13 protein-coding genes are annotated in these 17,571 nt (G+C 37.1%); 4 read left to right on the top strand and 9 right to left on the bottom strand.

Features of this window, described 5'->3' with window-relative positions:
- On the top strand, positions 1–210 hold a 210-nt coding region (locus L1275_RS16080), incomplete at its 5' end, for an IS3 family transposase (protein ID WP_253472632.1).
- Between the two features lie 181 nt (positions 211–391).
- Here the strand turns inward: L1275_RS16080 and L1275_RS16075 are convergent.
- Complete coding sequence (locus L1275_RS16075; protein ID WP_253475809.1) at positions 392–3,607, bottom strand: AsmA-like C-terminal region-containing protein; 3,216 nt, start codon at positions 3,605–3,607, stop codon at positions 392–394.
- A 373-nt stretch (positions 3,608–3,980) separates the two neighbouring features.
- On the opposite strand from L1275_RS16075, the gene L1275_RS16070 reads away from it, so the two are divergent.
- On the top strand, positions 3,981–4,529 hold the full coding sequence (locus L1275_RS16070) for a ferritin (RefSeq protein WP_253475807.1): 549 nt from the start codon (positions 3,981–3,983) through the stop codon (positions 4,527–4,529).
- A gap of 146 nt (positions 4,530–4,675) precedes the next feature.
- On the opposite strand, the gene bshA is transcribed toward L1275_RS16070, so the two are convergent.
- The 7 genes from bshA to L1275_RS16035 all read right to left on the bottom strand — a co-directional run bounded on the left by bshA (position 4,676) and on the right by L1275_RS16035 (position 13,875).
- Entirely contained in the window at positions 4,676–5,821 is a 1,146-nt protein-coding gene (bshA, locus tag L1275_RS16065; protein WP_253475805.1) for an N-acetyl-alpha-D-glucosaminyl L-malate synthase BshA, read from the bottom strand.
- A gap of 159 nt (positions 5,822–5,980) precedes the next feature.
- On the bottom strand, positions 5,981–8,869 hold the full coding sequence (locus L1275_RS16060; RefSeq protein WP_253475797.1) for a glycoside hydrolase family 3 N-terminal domain-containing protein: 2,889 nt from the start codon (positions 8,867–8,869) through the stop codon (positions 5,981–5,983).
- Positions 8,870–8,950: 81 nt separating this feature from the next.
- Positions 8,951–9,433, bottom strand: coding sequence for an ABC transporter ATPase (locus L1275_RS16055; protein WP_253475795.1), 483 nt, complete (start codon positions 9,431–9,433; stop codon positions 8,951–8,953).
- A 2-nt stretch (positions 9,434–9,435) separates the two neighbouring features.
- Positions 9,436–10,227, bottom strand: a complete 792-nt coding sequence (locus L1275_RS16050; RefSeq protein WP_253475793.1) for a (Fe-S)-binding protein — start codon at positions 10,225–10,227, stop codon at positions 9,436–9,438.
- A gap of 57 nt (positions 10,228–10,284) precedes the next feature.
- Complete coding sequence (locus tag L1275_RS16045; protein WP_253475791.1) at positions 10,285–11,607, bottom strand: (Fe-S)-binding protein; 1,323 nt, start codon at positions 11,605–11,607, stop codon at positions 10,285–10,287.
- Between the two features lie 73 nt (positions 11,608–11,680).
- Positions 11,681–12,658 (bottom strand): MlaD family protein, encoded by a 978-nt coding sequence (locus L1275_RS16040; protein WP_253475789.1) that lies wholly within the window; start codon positions 12,656–12,658, stop codon positions 11,681–11,683.
- A 53-nt stretch (positions 12,659–12,711) separates the two neighbouring features.
- Complete coding sequence (locus L1275_RS16035) at positions 12,712–13,875, bottom strand: N-acetylmuramoyl-L-alanine amidase (RefSeq protein ID WP_253475787.1); 1,164 nt, start codon at positions 13,873–13,875, stop codon at positions 12,712–12,714.
- 160 nt (positions 13,876–14,035) lie between these two features.
- Here L1275_RS16035 and L1275_RS16030 point away from each other — a divergent pair, with 160 nt between their 5' ends.
- Positions 14,036–16,675, top strand: coding sequence for a putative LPS assembly protein LptD (locus tag L1275_RS16030; RefSeq protein ID WP_253475813.1), 2,640 nt, complete (start codon positions 14,036–14,038; stop codon positions 16,673–16,675).
- A 153-nt stretch (positions 16,676–16,828) separates the two neighbouring features.
- Positions 16,829–17,209: a Rid family detoxifying hydrolase gene (locus tag L1275_RS16025; RefSeq protein ID WP_253475785.1), complete on the top strand. Its 381-nt coding sequence runs from the start codon at positions 16,829–16,831 to the stop codon at positions 17,207–17,209.
- Here the strand turns inward: L1275_RS16025 and L1275_RS16020 are convergent.
- Positions 17,190–17,564 carry a methylglyoxal synthase gene (locus L1275_RS16020; protein ID WP_253475811.1) on the bottom strand — a complete coding sequence of 125 codons (375 nt, stop codon included), beginning with the start codon at positions 17,562–17,564 and terminating at the stop codon, positions 17,190–17,192. The genes L1275_RS16025 and L1275_RS16020 overlap by 20 nt on opposite strands.
- Between the last annotated feature and the right edge of the window lie 7 nt (positions 17,565–17,571).

Here is a 17,571-nt window from a genome sequence, read left to right as displayed (position 1 = left end):
TATTGGAAACCTAAAACCTTTATGGAGTTAAAAGCTATGGTAAAAAAAGCAGTGTGGAATTATAATAACAAAAGACCTCATGACGCTATTGTTAAGATGACTCCTGTAGATTTTGAAAATAATTGGTTTAAAGAAAGTACTTTCTTCAAACCAATTATTACTATTTTTAATAACGAATTAAACATTCAAAAAACGGTCAACCTTATTTAGGGAAGTACATTGACTGATCAGTAATCAGTTGTCGAAAGTTGTGAGTTGAGATATCCTTATTCGCGAGTCGAACATCGATTCACGAACATCGAGTTATCAGTGATCAATTGTCGAAAGTTATGAGTTGAGTTATCCTTATTCGTGAGTCGAACATCGATTCACGAATAACGAATAACGTTTTTTACGGCTTCACTTCTGGAGTAATCTTGCCTTCAGCTTCTAAAGCAGCTTGTTTAGCCAGTTCTAACTGTCTGGCCTCTTCTACATCTTCTTCATCGGGTTTATCCTCCATGTCCTCTTCCTTATAACGTCCGAGTTTGATGTTAAATTTATCCGTAGTTCCGGTGATTCTCATCGGAATTCCAATAATCCCCAAAGGAGGTAATCCCAATCTAAATCCGATATTCATCTTACCATCCAAGGTAACTTGTCCTTCAAAACGCGGACGGAAACCAGCCATTTTCATACGAGTACGCTCAATGTTCATGACGTTGTTTTTAATTTGTGTTTTGATAGCTACCTTCGATACACTACCGTCTTCTAGAGAAGTCATATCCGTTTTATCGGCTATCGAGTTCAACAGGTTGAAACCCTTAAATTGAATATCCTCCAAAGTCAATTCACCGGCACCCTCCAGAGTATTCATTATTGGAAACATCTCTGCATTTAAAGTACCGTTTAACTTGTATTTCAACGAAACCTTACCATAGGCGTCTTTTGCCATGGTTGCCATTTCTCTAAACAATTTAATTTCTTTATACGCGCGTTGAATGTCAAAATTCGACGCATCGATTTCATAGTCAAAATGCGCTCTAGTATACGAAGTAGGTTTGTAACTCGCTTTCATATCCACTTGAGTTCCGACTAAATCAAAGTTTGCTTGATTAACCGTCACTTTTCCAGCTTGAGTTACTAAATTCCCCTTGAAGTTCTTCAATATCAAATCCGTGTATTTTATCTGAGCCACATCGGCATTAAATTCCATATTAAAGTGATTTGGAATCATCACCACTCCAGCAGTTACCGTTGACTTAGATGGCTTAGCAACCGTAGAAGTTGGCCCAAAAACCATCAATTCATCCACATCGAGTTTTCTGCTTTTCAGATCAAACTTTCCTTCCAATTTTCCGTTGTCACTGGTTATAAATTGAATAACATTCGATAAATGTCCATTCATTGAAAATTTAGAAGTTCCATAAACAGCTCTGAAATCTTCAAACAACATCTTTTCTTGAAAGAATTTAAAAACCCCTCTTTTGATATCTAAAGCTTGTGGAAACAATTCTGATTTTAAAAAGATGCGATCCACCGTCAATCTACCGCTGTTCTTAAGCTTGCTGTAGTTACCCGCCATCGCATCGCTTTGTAAACCTCTTAAGCTCAAATCCGTTTGTATATTTCCTTGGACATTTAACCCATCTATTTTAAACAATTTGTAAATATTACCTATGTTTAATTTACCCTTGGAGTTGATGTTATACCTAAGATTGTTTAAATTATAAAGATTTGCATCGATTTTAAAAGGCTCACCCGCAATTTTAAATTGAATAGGCAATACTTTAATCAACAAGTCGCTATACGACCCGCGTTTACTGCTGATATACGTTTCTATATCAATATCTTCAACCGGCAATTCGGGCATGGCTAACATCTTGATATAGCCGTTGTGAACCTTAACTACAGAATTGGTAATCGGGAAACGCTTTTTATGCGGTTCATAGGTTCCTTTGGCCACAACATCAATCAATACATCACCGCGCATTTCAACTTGATCTACCGGTACAAATTTTGAAATCTCTGCCAAATTAAGCGCCGCCTTAACGTTGGCATCCAAATCAAAATCCCGTAGATTTTTTAAGATGAAATGACCTTTGATATAGTTGGTCAATGCCTCAGCAGTTAAATGCTGAACCTCAATTCTTGTATTTTGATACAGGCTATCCGCCGCTTCTGCATGTATACTAAAATTGATTTTTTCAAGGGCTGCCGGCAATTGTGCCATTTTGAAATACCCCTCTTTAACTTGTCCTTCCAATTTGAATTTAGGAATACTCGAAACCACCGTATCGATCTGGTCTTTTCTCAAACCAGAAACCACTATAGAACGTGCAAATTGTCCTTCAGTCGAAAAATCCAAATCCAATTGACCGGCCAAATCCAGTTGACTGATACCCAAGGCTTCTTTAAAAACCTTTAAATCCAAGGAACTCTTCAAGGCTCCTGAAACTATCGGCGACTCCATACCTACACTGTGAAAAGATCCTTTTGTCACTTTATTTTTTAAGGTAAAGGCCAAATTATTGACATCAATTTTCAACCGATTCAAGTCCAAATCAGGCAATGTCAAATAAAAATCTAAATTAAAGTCCTTTAAAGGATCTTGAATTTTTTGATAAGCTATGTATCCATCCGAAATTTTTAATCCCAATTCGACACTCGGCTTAATATTGTCCTCTGCGATGAATTGACCTTTTAATTGAAAGGTGACATCTGAATTTCCACGAATATCGGTTTGCTCCAACCACGATTGATATTCTACAGGTATCACAGATAATAAGTTTTCCAGTTTTCCGTTTTTAGAAACCACATCGAACAACAAATCATAACCCTTATCTAAAAATCCGAATTTACCTTTAAAGGATACCGGCAATTCTTTAATTCTCAAATCGTTTTCCTCAAAGACAAAATTCAACGATTTGGTATCTACTTTGGTAATTAATTTAGCAGAAACCGGTTTTTGCTTTACATAGGCAACCTGATCAAAAACCAGATCAAATGATTCTATTTTCGCCAAGGTTTTCAATTCAAAAACCTCAGAACTCAAATCACCAGTACCTAAATAATTAAACCCTTTTGCCTCAATTTGAAGTTTATTTGCTAGATCATTATATACGATATGAGCATTGGTAATCTTTATTTTTTCAATACGTAAATCGGTGGCATCATCGTCCTTCTTTACTTTTTCATCTTCACTGATCCAAATATCATAGTTTGCATTTCCAGCAGAATCCACTTGAACATTAAATTCAACATCGTCTAAATACACGGTATTCAAATTGATTTTATCGCCTAGTAGACTCATCAAGTCAATTCCAAAGGATATCGAACTGGCTTGCAACAGCGTTTGATCGTCAAACAAACCGACACCTTTGATTTCAGGCTTGTCTATAGTCACTGTTAAGGATGGGAACTTTTTATAAAAAGACAAATCTATTGTCTCAAAATCCATCTTGGCTTTGATGTTTTCATTCGCGAGATCCCTGATGCTTTTGGTGATGGTATCCGCAAAAAATAACGGAACAACAAACATCAACAATAACAATGTTGCCAATGCAATTCCCAATATTTTTACAGCCTTAATCACGCTCCCTTTTATTCCCTTTTTGGTCGTTTCCATATCGTAGTTTAAACAGCCCACAAAGGAACGATTTTACTAGTACAAATAGAAGAATGTTTATACAATATTTTAAGGAAGTTTACCTTTAGCGAACAAAAATTTCAAAACTAATTTGCAATTCTTATTTTGAGATCAAATCCTTCAAAAAAATAGGCTATTATATCATACTAGAACTAATACACTGCTACAATCAACACCGCTATACCCCATTGAGAGAGCCAGATTCGCAATTGTTTATTTATTAAATCTAAATATAAAATCCTTTATATCAGCGAAATACCGCTAATTCTAATTATTTTTTCTTATATTTATAGTTAAACGCCTATGTTTTTCTCAAAACAAAGTTCAAAGTATCATCAAAAAAACGCACATTATGAAAACACAAAGACTATCACAGAAACTAACTCAGGCGCTCAATAGTCAAGTAACCTTAGAGGCAAACTCTTCACAGATTTACTTAATGTTGGCAAGTTGGGCAGACGATGCCCATTATGATGGAGTTAAAAACTTCTTGATGAAACACTCTCAAGAAGAACGCGTACACATGGCGAAAGTTATGGAGTACATACAAGAACGCGGTGCTAAAGTAGTCATTGAAGCACTGGAGAAGCCCGGTCCGGAACCCAAAGATATTTTGGAGTGTTTTGAAATGGTTCTCGATCAGGAAATAAAAAACACCGAAGCCATATATCAAATTGTCAATTGGAGTTTTGAAGAAAAAGATTGGGCCACCTGGAACTTTTTACAATGGTTGGTCAACGAGCAACGCGAAGAAGAAAAACTAGCGTTAAACCTGCTGGATAAAGTGAAATTAGCTGGCGGAAGAAGCATGTCCGATACCTCTAAATTTGAATTGGATAAAACGATTGGCAATACCCCACAAGAATTTCCTGTAGCCGACGACATCAATCCGTTGGAATAGTATCAATCGAAATACAATATACTGAAAATAAGTTAAAACCTAAATAGTATCACTGGATTTGCAGTCCTTATTTTTTTTATAAAAGCCTCGAACTAGCAAGTAGTCCGAGGCTTTTATATTATCTAATACCATCAATTTACCAGGGTTTACTCCTGTTTAGATTTGCAAGACTCCAGCGCTCTTATATATAAATTTTCATACAACGGCAATACTTTATCAATATTAAACTTTTTAGACACTTCTTTAGCATGGTGTTTAAATTCGTTTAAGGTGTTTTCTTCTTTTAGAATTAGCAGTGAATTTTTGATCATATCATCCACGTCTCCAACATCGCTTAGGAAACCGGAATAACCGTGTTCATTAACCTCTGGAAGTCCGCCTGAGTTACTCGAAATAACCGGAACGGAACAAGCCATAGCTTCTAAGGCTGCCAATCCAAAACTCTCTGTTTCCGAGGGCAATAAAAACAAATCTGAATACCATAAGATACGATCAACCTCATTGCTATTACCAAAAAAGATAATTTTATCATAGATACCCAAATCCATTGCCAACTGTTCCGCCTTTTCTTTTTCAGGGCCATCACCCACCATCATCAATTTAGCTGGAATTTCTTTTTGAATTCCGTTAAAAATCATAATGACATCTTTGATTCTCTTTACTTTTCTAAAGTTACTGATGTGCGTGACGATTCGTTCTTCTGGAACTGCCATCGCCGAACGCTTACAAGGAAGGTCATCAAATTCTTCGTAATGTTTTTGTTCAATAAAATTGGGAATGACTTGAATTTCCTTTTGAATATCAAACAATTCATAGGTTGATTTCTTCAAATTTTCCGAAACGGAAGTGACATAGTCTGATTTATTGATACTAAAACTAACCGCGGTTTTATAGAAAGGATGATTTCCTACTAAGGTGATATCCGTGCCGTGCAGCGTGGTGATCATCGGTAGATAAATCCCTTGTTCTAACAACATTTGCTTGGCCATATAACCCGCATAAGCATGTGGAATTGCATAATGAACATGCAATACTTCGATACCGTATAACTTCACCATATCCACTAACTTACTCGATAGCGCTAATTCATAGGGCTGATAATGAAACAAAGGATATTCTGGCACATTGACTTCGTGATAGAAGATGTTGTGATTCAAAAGGGCTAAGCGAACCGGTTGACTATATGTTATAAAATGAACTTCATGACCGCGATTTGCCAATTCTAATCCCAGTTCTGTTGCCACAACCCCACTACCGCCAAAGGTGGGATAACATACTATTCCTATCTTCATATACTTTATTTCCTAATTGGTCCCTAAAGTACTATAAAATACTTTATTTTAAAGGCTTTCTATTTTACATTATCAAATATTTTTCAACAGATACTAGAATCTACTCTTAATAAATCAATCCGAGTTACTTTTACAAAATAGACGATAATACGGTCTTATTTAATCGTTGATTGCTTGATAAATGGCTTGTTGAATGTCTTCTCTGACATTGGCTTTTGACAATTTATTGTCGTTGCTGTCTGGATAAGTTCTGTTAGATAAAAAAACATATATCAGATCTTTTTCTGGATCGGCCCATGTCATGGTTCCCGTGAAGCCCGTATGTCCAAAACTTTCCATCGATGTACATCCACAAGTTGGACCAGCTGTTCCCGGTTTCTGAGGTTTATCAAAACCTACTCCACGGCGATTTCCATCCTTGCAAGACCAACAAGTATTAAAGTCATTAAAAGTCTTTTCAGAGAAAAATCGATCTTCCCCATAACTTCCTTTTTGCATATACAACTGCATCATCTTAGCTACGTCTAAAGCATTGGCAAATAATCCTGCATGACCAGCAACACCACCTTCCATAGCCGCAGTCATATCGTGTACATATCCTTGTACGGTAGTATACCGGAAGTACGTATCAATTTCTGTTGGTGGAATGGTAGCCATATCTCTTTTTCTCAAAGGATTATATGTCATCGTACTTGCTCCTATCTTACTGTAAAATTCGCGATCGGCCAATTGGTCTAAAGACAAATGATTGGACTGCTCCAAATACTCTTTTAAAGCGATAAATCCTAAATCACTGTATTTATATTGCTTCTTAGGCAACAATTTACTCTCCGCAATCTCGTTTAAAATCATTTTGTTATACCCCTTTTTAATGTATAAGTTTTCCGAAACTTGATCGGGAAACTCCAACGAGTAATGATTGGAATAGAAAAATTTTGAGGGTTGATTTTGCTCGTCTAAAGTGCTTTTGTAAAAGGGTACCCATGCTTGAAGTCGCGCTTGATGCGTCAATACCTCTTGTATGGTGATGTCCTCTTTATTGCTGTCTTCAAATTCTGGAATCAAAGTACCCAATTTGGTTTTCATCGTAATTTTACCCGCCTCGTATTCTTTCATCAACAACGGTAAAGTTCCCAAGATTTTGGTCAGCGAAGCCAAGTCATAAACATCGGAATTTAATACGGGTTGACTGCTATCAAAGGTATGGTTACCAAAAGATTTTTGATAGACTACTTTTCCGTGTCTGGCCACTACTACCTGAATACCTGGAGTTAAACGTTGATCAATAGCTCTTTGAGCCAATTGATCGATCTTTTGCAGTTTTACCGCATCCATACCTTCATTAGCCGGAGTAGAGAATCCCAATCGGGAAAGCGTTTTGGTTTTTATGCCCGTTCCCTCTGCGAATTCATTATTAATAGTAACGGGTAATTTTCCCTTTGCCGCCAAAGTACCAAAGATAATCTGAGCCGAAGCCTGTTGAGCAAATTTGTTGTTTTGATACGATTGAATAACCGCTTCAATCGGTCCGAAATTTAAAACCGCCGACAAGGCATACGGTTTTGCGAAAGAAACCAAGATCGTTTTATTTTGTGCTGCAATCTGATTAATCCAATTGAGTTCCGCAAAAGTAAAATCGTGTTTTCTCCACGGATTATCAGCCTTGTGATAACCGATAATCACACGGGTAAACTGTTTTAGATCCGCTACACTAAAGTTCTCTGCAGCGGTATCAATAGCTGTGACAGCCGCAAACTGATTTAATTGATTTAGAAATTCGTCTCCCGAGTCATCACCCAATTTTAAATAGGCTATTTTCTCCTTCTCTAAATGCGCAATAGGCAAAGCATGTCTTTCGTTTTTAAGCACGGTCATGGCGTGATTGTACAATTTAGTATTGAGATCGTCGTAGTGACTGTCGTTTAATTCGGCCGTGATATTCGCTAACGGTATCGGCTTATAATCTGTTAAACCCGCTTTGTATTTATAACTTAATATTTTCTTTACCGAATGTGCCAAACGTTCTTCTGTGAAGACATTGGCATCAAAAGCCTCTTTAAATTTAACTAAAGCGGTCGGAACATTTTCAGCGAATAACAATACGTCATTTCCAGCCATAAATGCGGCCAAATCAATTTCACCGGGTTTTAAGTAATTCGAAGCCGCTTTCATATTTAGGGCATCAGTAAAGATCAAACCTTCGAAACCCAGGTCTTCTTTTAATAATTTGGTCACTACATTATAAGACAACGAAGTCGGCACTTTTGGGTCTGGCTCAATAACCGGTAAGCTCAAATGAGCTACCATCACACTTGCTAAGCCGTGATCGATTAGTTTTTTATAAGGATACAATTCGACCTTCTGCAAACGATCTTTCGTTAAATCCATCAAGGGCAATGAATAGTGCGAGTCTGTTGATGTATCTCCATGACCCGGAAAGTGTTTGGCCGTAGAAAACAGGTTTTGACTTTGATAGCCTTCCATAAAGGCTATAGCCCGATCGGTTACTACCTCCCGAGTTTCCCCATACGAACGTACACCAATAATCGGATTTTTGGGATTGATGTTGATGTCTACCACAGGTCCAAAATTAAAATGCAAGCCAATTCGTTGTGATTGCTGTGCCAATTGTACCCCAACTTGTTTGATCAATTCTAAGTCTTGTACAGCCCCTAAGGTCATATTCCACGGAAAACGCGGTGTTGAATCCAAACGCATACTCAAACCCCATTCTCCATCAATACCAATTAACATCGGAGTTTTAGCCAATTTCTGCAAGCTATTGGTCATGGTAGCTTGACGTAGAGGACCACCTTGAAAAAATATCAAACCTCCCACCTGCTGCTCTACCACGAGCTTTTCAAGACTTCTAAGGTGTGCATTATCTTTATTGGAATAGGCGGCAACCATAAAAAGTTGACCCACCCGTTGCTCAAAAGTCATCGCATTATATACGCTATCTACCCAAACTTTTTGCGCCTTTTTACTGTTGGTTTGTGCAAAAATCGAGCTGGATAACACTAAAAATAAGACAGTTAATTTTCTCATAGAATAGGGAATGAAACAATAAAATCATCACTCAAAACAAGTTGGATGATGATTTTATAAAATAAGATAATGTTGATTTATTTAAAAAAACCTACTGTGCCAACTTTCCGATGCAGGCACTTCCCAGAAATCGTTAAACTCCCCCAAGTCATTAACCAAGTTGTTAAAGACAATGGTTTGATCAGAAACCGCTTTCTCCTTGACCATTTTCTTAAAGTCGATTAGGGTTTTATAGGCGATAAAATCACCTGACTTGTAGGTCACGTTCATCTTATCCATCAAATCCACCCCGTATTTCTGTTCGAATTGTTGAATAATTCTAACGGAAGCATCGATAGAGCATCCCGAAGCCGGGTGCACATCTTGATCCACTACTAGGATAATAAATCGATTGTATTTTACAGCAAATGATGCTTGAAGGGGTGTTGCATGAGCAGCCCACTGGGTGGTAAACTCCAACAATTCCTTCTCTATATCTTGAACCTCGTCATCAGAGAACTTTCTATTGGATTGGTATATCCATATTCTCGAATGCTCGGGCATTTCTTCAAATGGTACGTACATAATTATAAATCTTGTGCAGTCGCGATTAATTCCGCAACATCTAACACTTTTACTTGATGTTCTTTTTCTTTGTATTTTATTCCGTCAGTCAACATCGTATTACAGAAAGGGCAACCCGCTGCAATGATCTCCGGCTCGGTCTCCAAAGCATCTTCTGTTCGTTCAACATTGACGTCTTTAGATCCTTTTTCTGGCTCTTTAAACATTTGCGCTCCACCAGCTCCACAACACAACCCGTTGACTTTAGATCGTTTCATCTCCACCAATTCAGCATCCAATTTTTGAATCAATTCCCTTGGTGCTTCATAGATCTGATTCGCTCTACCCAAATAACAAGGATCATGAAAGGTAATTCTTTTTCCTTTAAAAACACCTCCTTCAATGGTCAATCTACCATCGTCCAACAAGCCCTTCAAAAACTGGGTATGATGAACCACTTCGTATTTACCCCCTAACTCGGGATATTCATTCTTGATGGTATTAAAGCAATGTGGACAAGCTGTTACGATTTTTTGTACTTCATAAGCATTGAGTACTTCAATGTTCATCATGGCTTGCATCTGAAACAAAAATTCGTTTCCAGCACGTTTTGCAGGATCACCAGTACAGCTTTCTTCTGTTCCTAAAACAGCAAAAGGTACTTTGGCTTTATTTAATATTTTTACAAATGCTTTAGTGATTTTTTTAGCTCGATCATCGAAACTTCCTGAGCAGCCAACCCAAAATAAAACTTCAGGCTGTTCTCCTTTTGCCATCATTTCGGCCATTGTAGGCACTACTAAACTCTCTGACATAGTAAATGGTATTGATATGTTAGGGATTGACTACGGAATAGCCAATCCTAATTTTTGTTAGTTTTCGTCTTTCCAGTTCAAACGGTCCATTTGATTGTATTGCCAAGGAGCACCGTTATTCTCTATATTGGTCATCATTGCATTCAATTCCTGGGGCGCAGCACTTTGCTCCATCACTAGAAAACGACGCATATCCATAATGATTGATAATGGACTGATATTGATCGGACATTCTTCTACACAAGCATTACAAGAAGTACAAGCCCATAATTCTTCTGTAGTGATGTAATCATTTAATAAACTCTTACCATCAGCCACAAAGACACCTTTATTGGCATCGATATTTTTCCCTACTTCTTCCAAACGATCACGAGTATCCATCATGATTTTACGTGGAGACAATTTTTTCCCTGTCTGATTAGCTGGACAAGATGATGTACAACGACCGCATTCTGTACAAGAATAAGCATTAAGCAATTGCACCCAATTCAAATCTTGTACATCAGATGCACCAAATTTGACGTGTTCAGCCGGTTCCTCCGGAGCTGCAAACGGATCTGCATTTGGATCCATCATTAATTTTACTTCCTTGGTAACACTCGCTAGATTATCAAACTCACCCAACGGATTCAAATTGGCGAAATACGTATTTGGGAAAGCTAGGATAATATGTAAGTGTTTAGAGAAGTATAAATAATTCATAAAGGCCATGACACCTATAATATGTCCCCACCAAGCCACGCGTTCTACTAAAGCAACCGTTGCTGGCTCCATTCCATTAAAAATTCCAGCGATATATTGCGAAATCGGAAAAGACCCCACGGCAGTATAATGCGTGTATCCCAAGTTTTGTAAATAAAAATCCGCAGCATTCATCAATAAAAAGAAACACATCAACACCGTTTCAAAATAAATAATGGTATTGGCATCTTTTTTAGGAAAGCCATCTAATTCAGGCTGATTTAATCGCTTTAATTTGATGATATTTCTTCTAATCCAAAATACCACCACCGCAAAAATCACCAAAAAAGCCAAGACTTCAAAAGTTCCAATCAAAACATCATAAAATCCACCCATGAAGGATAGAACCCGATGAGTTCCAAAAAGGCCGTCGATGATGATCTCAATCATTTCAATATTGATCACGACAAACCCCACGTAAACAAATAAGTGAAGTATAGCAGCAATTGGGCGTTTAACCATTTTGGATTGCCCCAAAGCAACCATAGCCATATTCCTGAGTCGGTCTGCGGGACGATCCGTACGATCTACCTGCTGTCCTAACTTAATATTTCGCATCAACTTTTTTACATTCATGATGAAAAAAGTAAATCCTACTATTAATAAAATTAAAAATAAAATATTACTAAGGTACTGCATATCTCCAGTTAATTTATTGTCAATTGAGTCGTTGTTCTAGGTTTGTTTTTGTTATCATATAGATCAGCGTGATCTATTTAGTCGAATCTTCAGGAGTTTTCACTTCAGCTTCTACCTCTTTAGGCGTATATACTGGTGCTTTTTTTCCAAATAAGGAAAAGTGTACATAACGTTTTGGGTTTAATTTCAAATCGCTAAGTAACTCCTCTAACTCTTTAGAAGCCTGATTCAAATTTTTGTACAGTTCTTCGTCTTTAAGTAATTTACCAACCGAACCTTCTCCTTTTTCAATACCACCAATGATTTGATCAATATTATTAGAAGCCGACTCTAATTTAGCAAAAGTTCCTGTAATATCCAAAGCCGTTAAAGAATCCGATAGTTTCGAAAAATTACCACTAGCATTCGAAAGATTGCCCATAGTGGTATTTAACTTCGCAGTATTATTAACCACCAAACCGTCTACATTTTTAGTAATGGAATTCACATTAGCTAAGGTATTATCCAAATTAGCTAAGGTGTTTTTGATGTCTTGTTGTGCTTTTTCATCCAAAATAGAATTGACAGACGCCAACATCTTATTGGCATTTTCCAATACCAATTCCAATTTTTTCTGCAACGGATCTAATTGTTCTCCGAGTTGATCTGTAAAGGCCATACGAATCTGTCCGTTTAAGTAATCTCCAGAGGCTGCCACTTCTTTATCAGCAAAATTGGGTTCCAAACCAATCTGTTTACCACCTATTAAGCCAGGAGAATAAATATAAGCAACAGTAGATTTAGAAACATCGAAAGGATTTGTCATCGAAATCTCGACAATTAATTTTCCCGTGTTTTCCTGAATGGTGATCTTACTAACTTTACCAACAACCAGTCCATTTAAGGTTACATGTGAAGAAGTAGTTAACCCTTCTACATTGTCGTATAAAACATAATATTTCATACTGTTATCAAAAAGGCTACGCCCTTTTAAAAAACTATAACCCCAAATAAATAACATAATGGCAGATAGCACCAATATCGCTGTCTTAATTTCTCTTGATATTTTCAAAATTGTGGATTTTAATGAGCAAAAATAAACTTTTTTATCTAAAGGCTACCTATTTATTTCAAGGCTTCTGCAACAGATATTTTTTTACCTTTTTTAAAGGCTACTATAAATGAAGAGGTATAACCTCTAAGCTTAGCCTCTCCAAGTCTTTTCTGCGCCTCGTTATAATCACTAGTCTCTGAATAATAATATTTATTCAAATTGTTTTCTTTGATCATAAATATAGACGAAAGTCCATTAAAGTTTGACGGTTTCAAATCCAAAACTTTAGAACTCGCTGAAATCTGAATTCTAAATACAACATCTTTAGCTGTGACTACCTTGCTTTCAACTTTTTCTACTTCTTCTTTATTTTGTACTACTGTAGTTTTTACTTCCTGTACTGGTGTTGGATTATTTTTAACCGTTTTAGTGTCTTTTACTGCTACGGCTGTATTTCCTTTACTTGCAGAATAGAAATCTTTCTTATAATTTAAAATCCCCTTAGCGATAGATTCAGCTAACTCGCGTTGTCCGCGTTCAGAATTTAAGTATTCGCCCTCTTCTTTGTTCGATACAAAGCCCAATTCAATTAAGATACTCGGCATAAATGCTCCGTGCAGCACCCAGAAAGGCCCTTGTTTGACTCCTCTACTCTTTCTTTTTAGTTCGTTGGTAAAACCGTCTTGGACTTTACTTGCCAAATCAATACTCTGTCCAACATAATCTTCTTGCATCAAAGTCAGTCCAATCAATGACTCTGGAGAATTCGGATCGAAACCCGCGTATTTGTTTTTGTAATCATCTTCTAGAGTAATAGCAGCATTCTCTTTCTTAGCAACTTCTAAGTTGGATTTGTTTTTACTCAAACCCATTACATAGGTTTCCGTACCGCTAGCATCATTGCTGTTGACCCCGTTACAATGTACGGATATAAAAACGTTTCCATTTTCTTTATTAGCAATAACCGAGCGTTCTTTGACTTCGACAAAAACATCCGTTTTACGTGTATAAATTACATCAATATCGGGTTGTTTCTCTAATATTTCACCTACTTTTAATACGACAGATAAAACGATGCGTTTTTCAACATTACCGTTGTGACTGGTTCCAAAATCTTTGCCTCCATGACCGGCGTCAAGAACAACCTTAAATTTTGAATTGGACTGTGCATAACTAAAAAAAGACGTGAATAAAAAAATTCCTATTAAGAGAAATTTCGATTTGCTTAAATTCATAAACATAAATTTATAATTGAGTTTAAATTTAATAAAATTCTAAGTTTTAAAAAAAAATATATGTAAGTTTGACACTTCAAAAAACGATCCATAATTTACAAAAATAGCACTTATAGCCTTGCATACAAAGATAATTCATATCGTTTTCTTATCATTTTTTATCAGCGCGATAAACACTTCCGTTTATTCGCAAGATTTAAAACCTAAAAAACAAAGCTTAAAGGTTGACAAACAACCAACTACCACAGACACTATAGCCCCTACTTCAACCGATACTTTAGTAGTAAAAAAACAAGACTCCCTAGTCAAAAAAGCCCCTTTATTAGACGGAATTGTCTATAGAAAGGCTAAGGATTACGAAAAACTGGATCAAAAAAAGAAGCAATTGACCCTCTACAATGAGGCAGAATTGAACTACTTGGACTTCGAACTTAAGGCTGGAAAGATCGTTTATGATTTCGCAAAAAGCGAAATTTATGCGGGAAGAATAAAAGATAGTCTCGGAAATTATAGTCAGAACCCGGTTTTCAAACAGGGAAACGACGTTATTGAACCCGATTCCATTCGTTATAATACAAAAAGTCGCAAAGCGATGGTTTGGAATTCTAGAACCCAACAAAGTGAGTTTAGAATAAAAGCAGAGATCTCTAAAAAAGAGAACGATTCAGTTTATTTTATGCAGAACGTTCGTTTTACAACAGCTAAAGATATCGATAATCCAGAGTACTATTTTAAGACAAAAAAGATCAAATTTGTACCCAATAAAAAAGTGGTTACCGGTGTCACGAATATGGTCATCGCCGATGTACCTACTCCGATCGGTTTGCCTTTTGCCTTTTTTCCGATGTCCAAACAGGCGGAATCTGGTTTTATCATTCCGACTTTTGGAGATACCAACCAACAGGGATATTATATACAAAATGGAGGTTACTATTTTGCGATTAGTGACAAGCTTGATTTGAATGTTTTAGGAGATTATTATACCAATGGTAGTTATGCTCTAAGAGCAGAAAGTTCGTATGCACAGCGATATAAATATTCGGGTCGGGTTAATGTGCGCTACGAAAATCAGATTTTCAGCGAACTGGGACTACCCGATTATCAGCGATCCACGCAATACAACATTCAGTGGTCGCATACACAGGATCAAAAATCAAATCCGTCTTCGCGTTTTTCGGCGTCGGTCAACATGGGTAGTGGACAATACTTTACCCAATCATTAAACAGCAACAATATCGGTTCTCGTTTAAACAATCAAATGAACTCTTCGATAACCTATTCCAAAACTTTTGAAAGTGTCCCTCAAGTCAACATGACTGTAGGAGCAACACATTCTCAAACAACTGGTGTGGAGTCGGTGATCAACATGACCTTACCAACTATGCAAGTCAGCGTAGATCGCGTGTATCCTTTTGCATCGGAAAACGGCCCTAAAAAAGGTTTTATCAAAAACATCAATTTATCCTATAATTTAAGAGCGGAAAATCGCGTTAATACCACGGAGGATAAATTCTTTAAAAGCGAAATGTTCAACGATTTGAATACCGGTTTCCAACACAGCATACCCATCACCACAAACTTCAAAGTTTTCAAACACTTTAGCGTTAGTACAGGTGCTAGTTATAATGAAGTTTGGTATATGAATACCATCGAAAAACAATTTGATATAGCCGAAAACAAAGTAATCGACAAACGAATCAATGGTTTTGACAGTTTTAGAACCTATAATGTTAACGCCTCTGTCGGAACTACCATCTATGGAACTTTTAATTTTAGTAAAGATTCTAAATTACAAGCCATCCGCCATTTGATGAGTCCGAAAATAAATTATACGTATTCTCCTAGTTTTGAGCAATACTATGACACCTATGCCATCGATGCTACGGGAACTACCATGGCTGAGTATACTCGTTTTCAAGCTGGTATTTTTGGAGCTCCAGGTAAAACCTTTTCCAATATGTTGAACTTCTCTTTAAGCAACTCCCTAGAGGCTAAAATAAGAGATGACGAAAGCGAAACGGGAGAATCCAAGAAATTGATGCTGTTAAACAGTTTAAATTTTAGTACTTCTTACGATATAACAGCAGATTCTCTAGCATGGAGACCCTTGCAAATCAGTGGTGGGACCAACTTGTTTAAGGACAAAATGAACATCAATTTTGGAGCCACTTTAGATCCATATGCCATTGATAACAACGGGAGAAGAATGGATATGTTTAACATTGATAACGGTGGGAGTTTATTTAGGATGACCAGCGCTAATATGACGGTCAATTGGTCTTTTGCCAGTACAGATGCTATCTTTGGAAATGATCAAAAAAGCAATGATCAAAATGTTCAAAATGGAGGTCGTGCCGATGATTTGTTTGGTAGAGCAACTGATTTGGGAGACAATCGTCAGACACTCTTTGATGACGACGACGACGAAAAAGAGCGCCCTTTCACTGGATTTTACAGTGCCAAACTACCCTGGGATTTGATCTTTGCTTATTCCCTTACTTATGGAAATTCAAGAAGGGAAAGTCAAATTACCAATAACTCTGTCATGGTATCGGGTAATATTGAAATCACGCCAAAATGGAAGTTTGGATTTTCGTCGGGATATGATTTTGCGCAGAAAGGAGTAACCTTTACTCAATTGCGTTTTGAACGAGATTTGATGAGTTGGAGAATGAATTTCAGTTGGGTACCTTTAGGTGATTATACCAGCTGGGGATTCTTTATCGGTATCAAATCAACTATGTTGAGCGATTTGAAATGGGAAAAGAAAAGCGTGCCGGACAAACGATATAGAAATTAAACCTGCTGTCGCAACTTTGTAGTTTTACCTGCACAGAATACACAGAACCTTTTAGTACTAATCAAGGCGCTGGAGATTCAATAAAAAAAGGCTTACATTACAGCACAACTATAAAATCAAGCGATATCTAATATCGATATACATAAAATAGCTATGAAAACAATAATAAATTCTGAGCAAGCACCTGCTCCAATTGGTCCTTATAACCATGCTGTGAGCATCGGTGATTTACTGTTTATTTCAGGTCAAATCCCTTTTAACCAAGCAAGACAAGAACTGATTACTTCAAGCATAGAAGATGAGACAAAGCAAGTGATGGAAAACTTAAAAGCCATTTTGACCGAGGCCAAAATGACTTTTGAAAATGCTGTAAAAGCAACCATATTTATTCGTAATATGGATGATTTCGCACGTATTAATGAAATTTACGGCGCCTATTTCAACGCTGCAACTGCTCCTGCAAGAGAATGTGTGCAAGTTGAAAAACTACCGCGTAATGTGAATATCGAAATTTCTATGATCTGTTCGAAATAGCATCTAACAACAATTGAGCCGTGGCTAAATTAGTTGCCAACGGGATATTGTGAACATCTGTCACCCTCAAGAGCATATTGATATCTGGTTCATGAGGGTGTTTTCCCAAAGGATCTTTAAAAAACAAAACCATTTGGGTTTTTTCCTCTGCAACTCTAGATGCGATTTGAGCATCTCCACCCAAAGGCCCAGACAACATCTTCAAGACTTTAAACCCCTCCTGCTCCATTAATGTGCCCGTGGTACCCGTAGCAATCAACGTGACAGCATCGGAGCTTAAAAAGGCTCTATTGCGCAATACAAACTCAATCATCTGCCTTTTTTTTCCGTCGTGCGCTATTATAGCTATTTCCATTTCCATA

The sequence above is a fragment of the Flavobacterium sp. HSC-61S13 genome (assembly GCF_024171535.1).
GTDB lineage: Bacteria > Bacteroidota > Bacteroidia > Flavobacteriales > Flavobacteriaceae > Flavobacterium.
Note: the sequence above shows the minus strand (reverse complement) of the source record. Positions and strands in the feature narration are given on the sequence as shown.

Bases quoted from the DNA above. Each gene is read 5' to 3' on its own strand.
- L1275_RS16075 (WP_253475809.1), bottom strand. From the start codon at position 3,607: ATGGAAACGACCAAAAAGGGAATAAAAGGGAGCGTGATTAAGGCTGTA.
- L1275_RS16070 (WP_253475807.1), top strand. From the start codon at position 3,981: ATGAAAACACAAAGACTATCACAGAAACTAACTCAGGCGCTCAATAGT.
- bshA (WP_253475805.1), bottom strand. From the start codon at position 5,821: ATGAAGATAGGAATAGTATGTTATCCCACCTTTGGCGGTAGTGGGGTT.
- L1275_RS16060 (WP_253475797.1), bottom strand. From the start codon at position 8,869: ATGAGAAAATTAACTGTCTTATTTTTAGTGTTATCCAGCTCGATTTTT.
- L1275_RS16055 (WP_253475795.1), bottom strand. From the start codon at position 9,433: ATGTACGTACCATTTGAAGAAATGCCCGAGCATTCGAGAATATGGATA.
- L1275_RS16050 (WP_253475793.1), bottom strand. From the start codon at position 10,227: ATGTCAGAGAGTTTAGTAGTGCCTACAATGGCCGAAATGATGGCAAAA.
- L1275_RS16045 (WP_253475791.1), bottom strand. From the start codon at position 11,607: ATGCAGTACCTTAGTAATATTTTATTTTTAATTTTATTAATAGTAGGA.
- L1275_RS16035 (WP_253475787.1), bottom strand. From the start codon at position 13,875: ATGAATTTAAGCAAATCGAAATTTCTCTTAATAGGAATTTTTTTATTC.
- L1275_RS16025 (WP_253475785.1), top strand. From the start codon at position 16,829: ATGAAAACAATAATAAATTCTGAGCAAGCACCTGCTCCAATTGGTCCT.
- L1275_RS16020 (WP_253475811.1), bottom strand. From the start codon at position 17,564: ATGGAAATAGCTATAATAGCGCACGACGGAAAAAAAAGGCAGATGATT.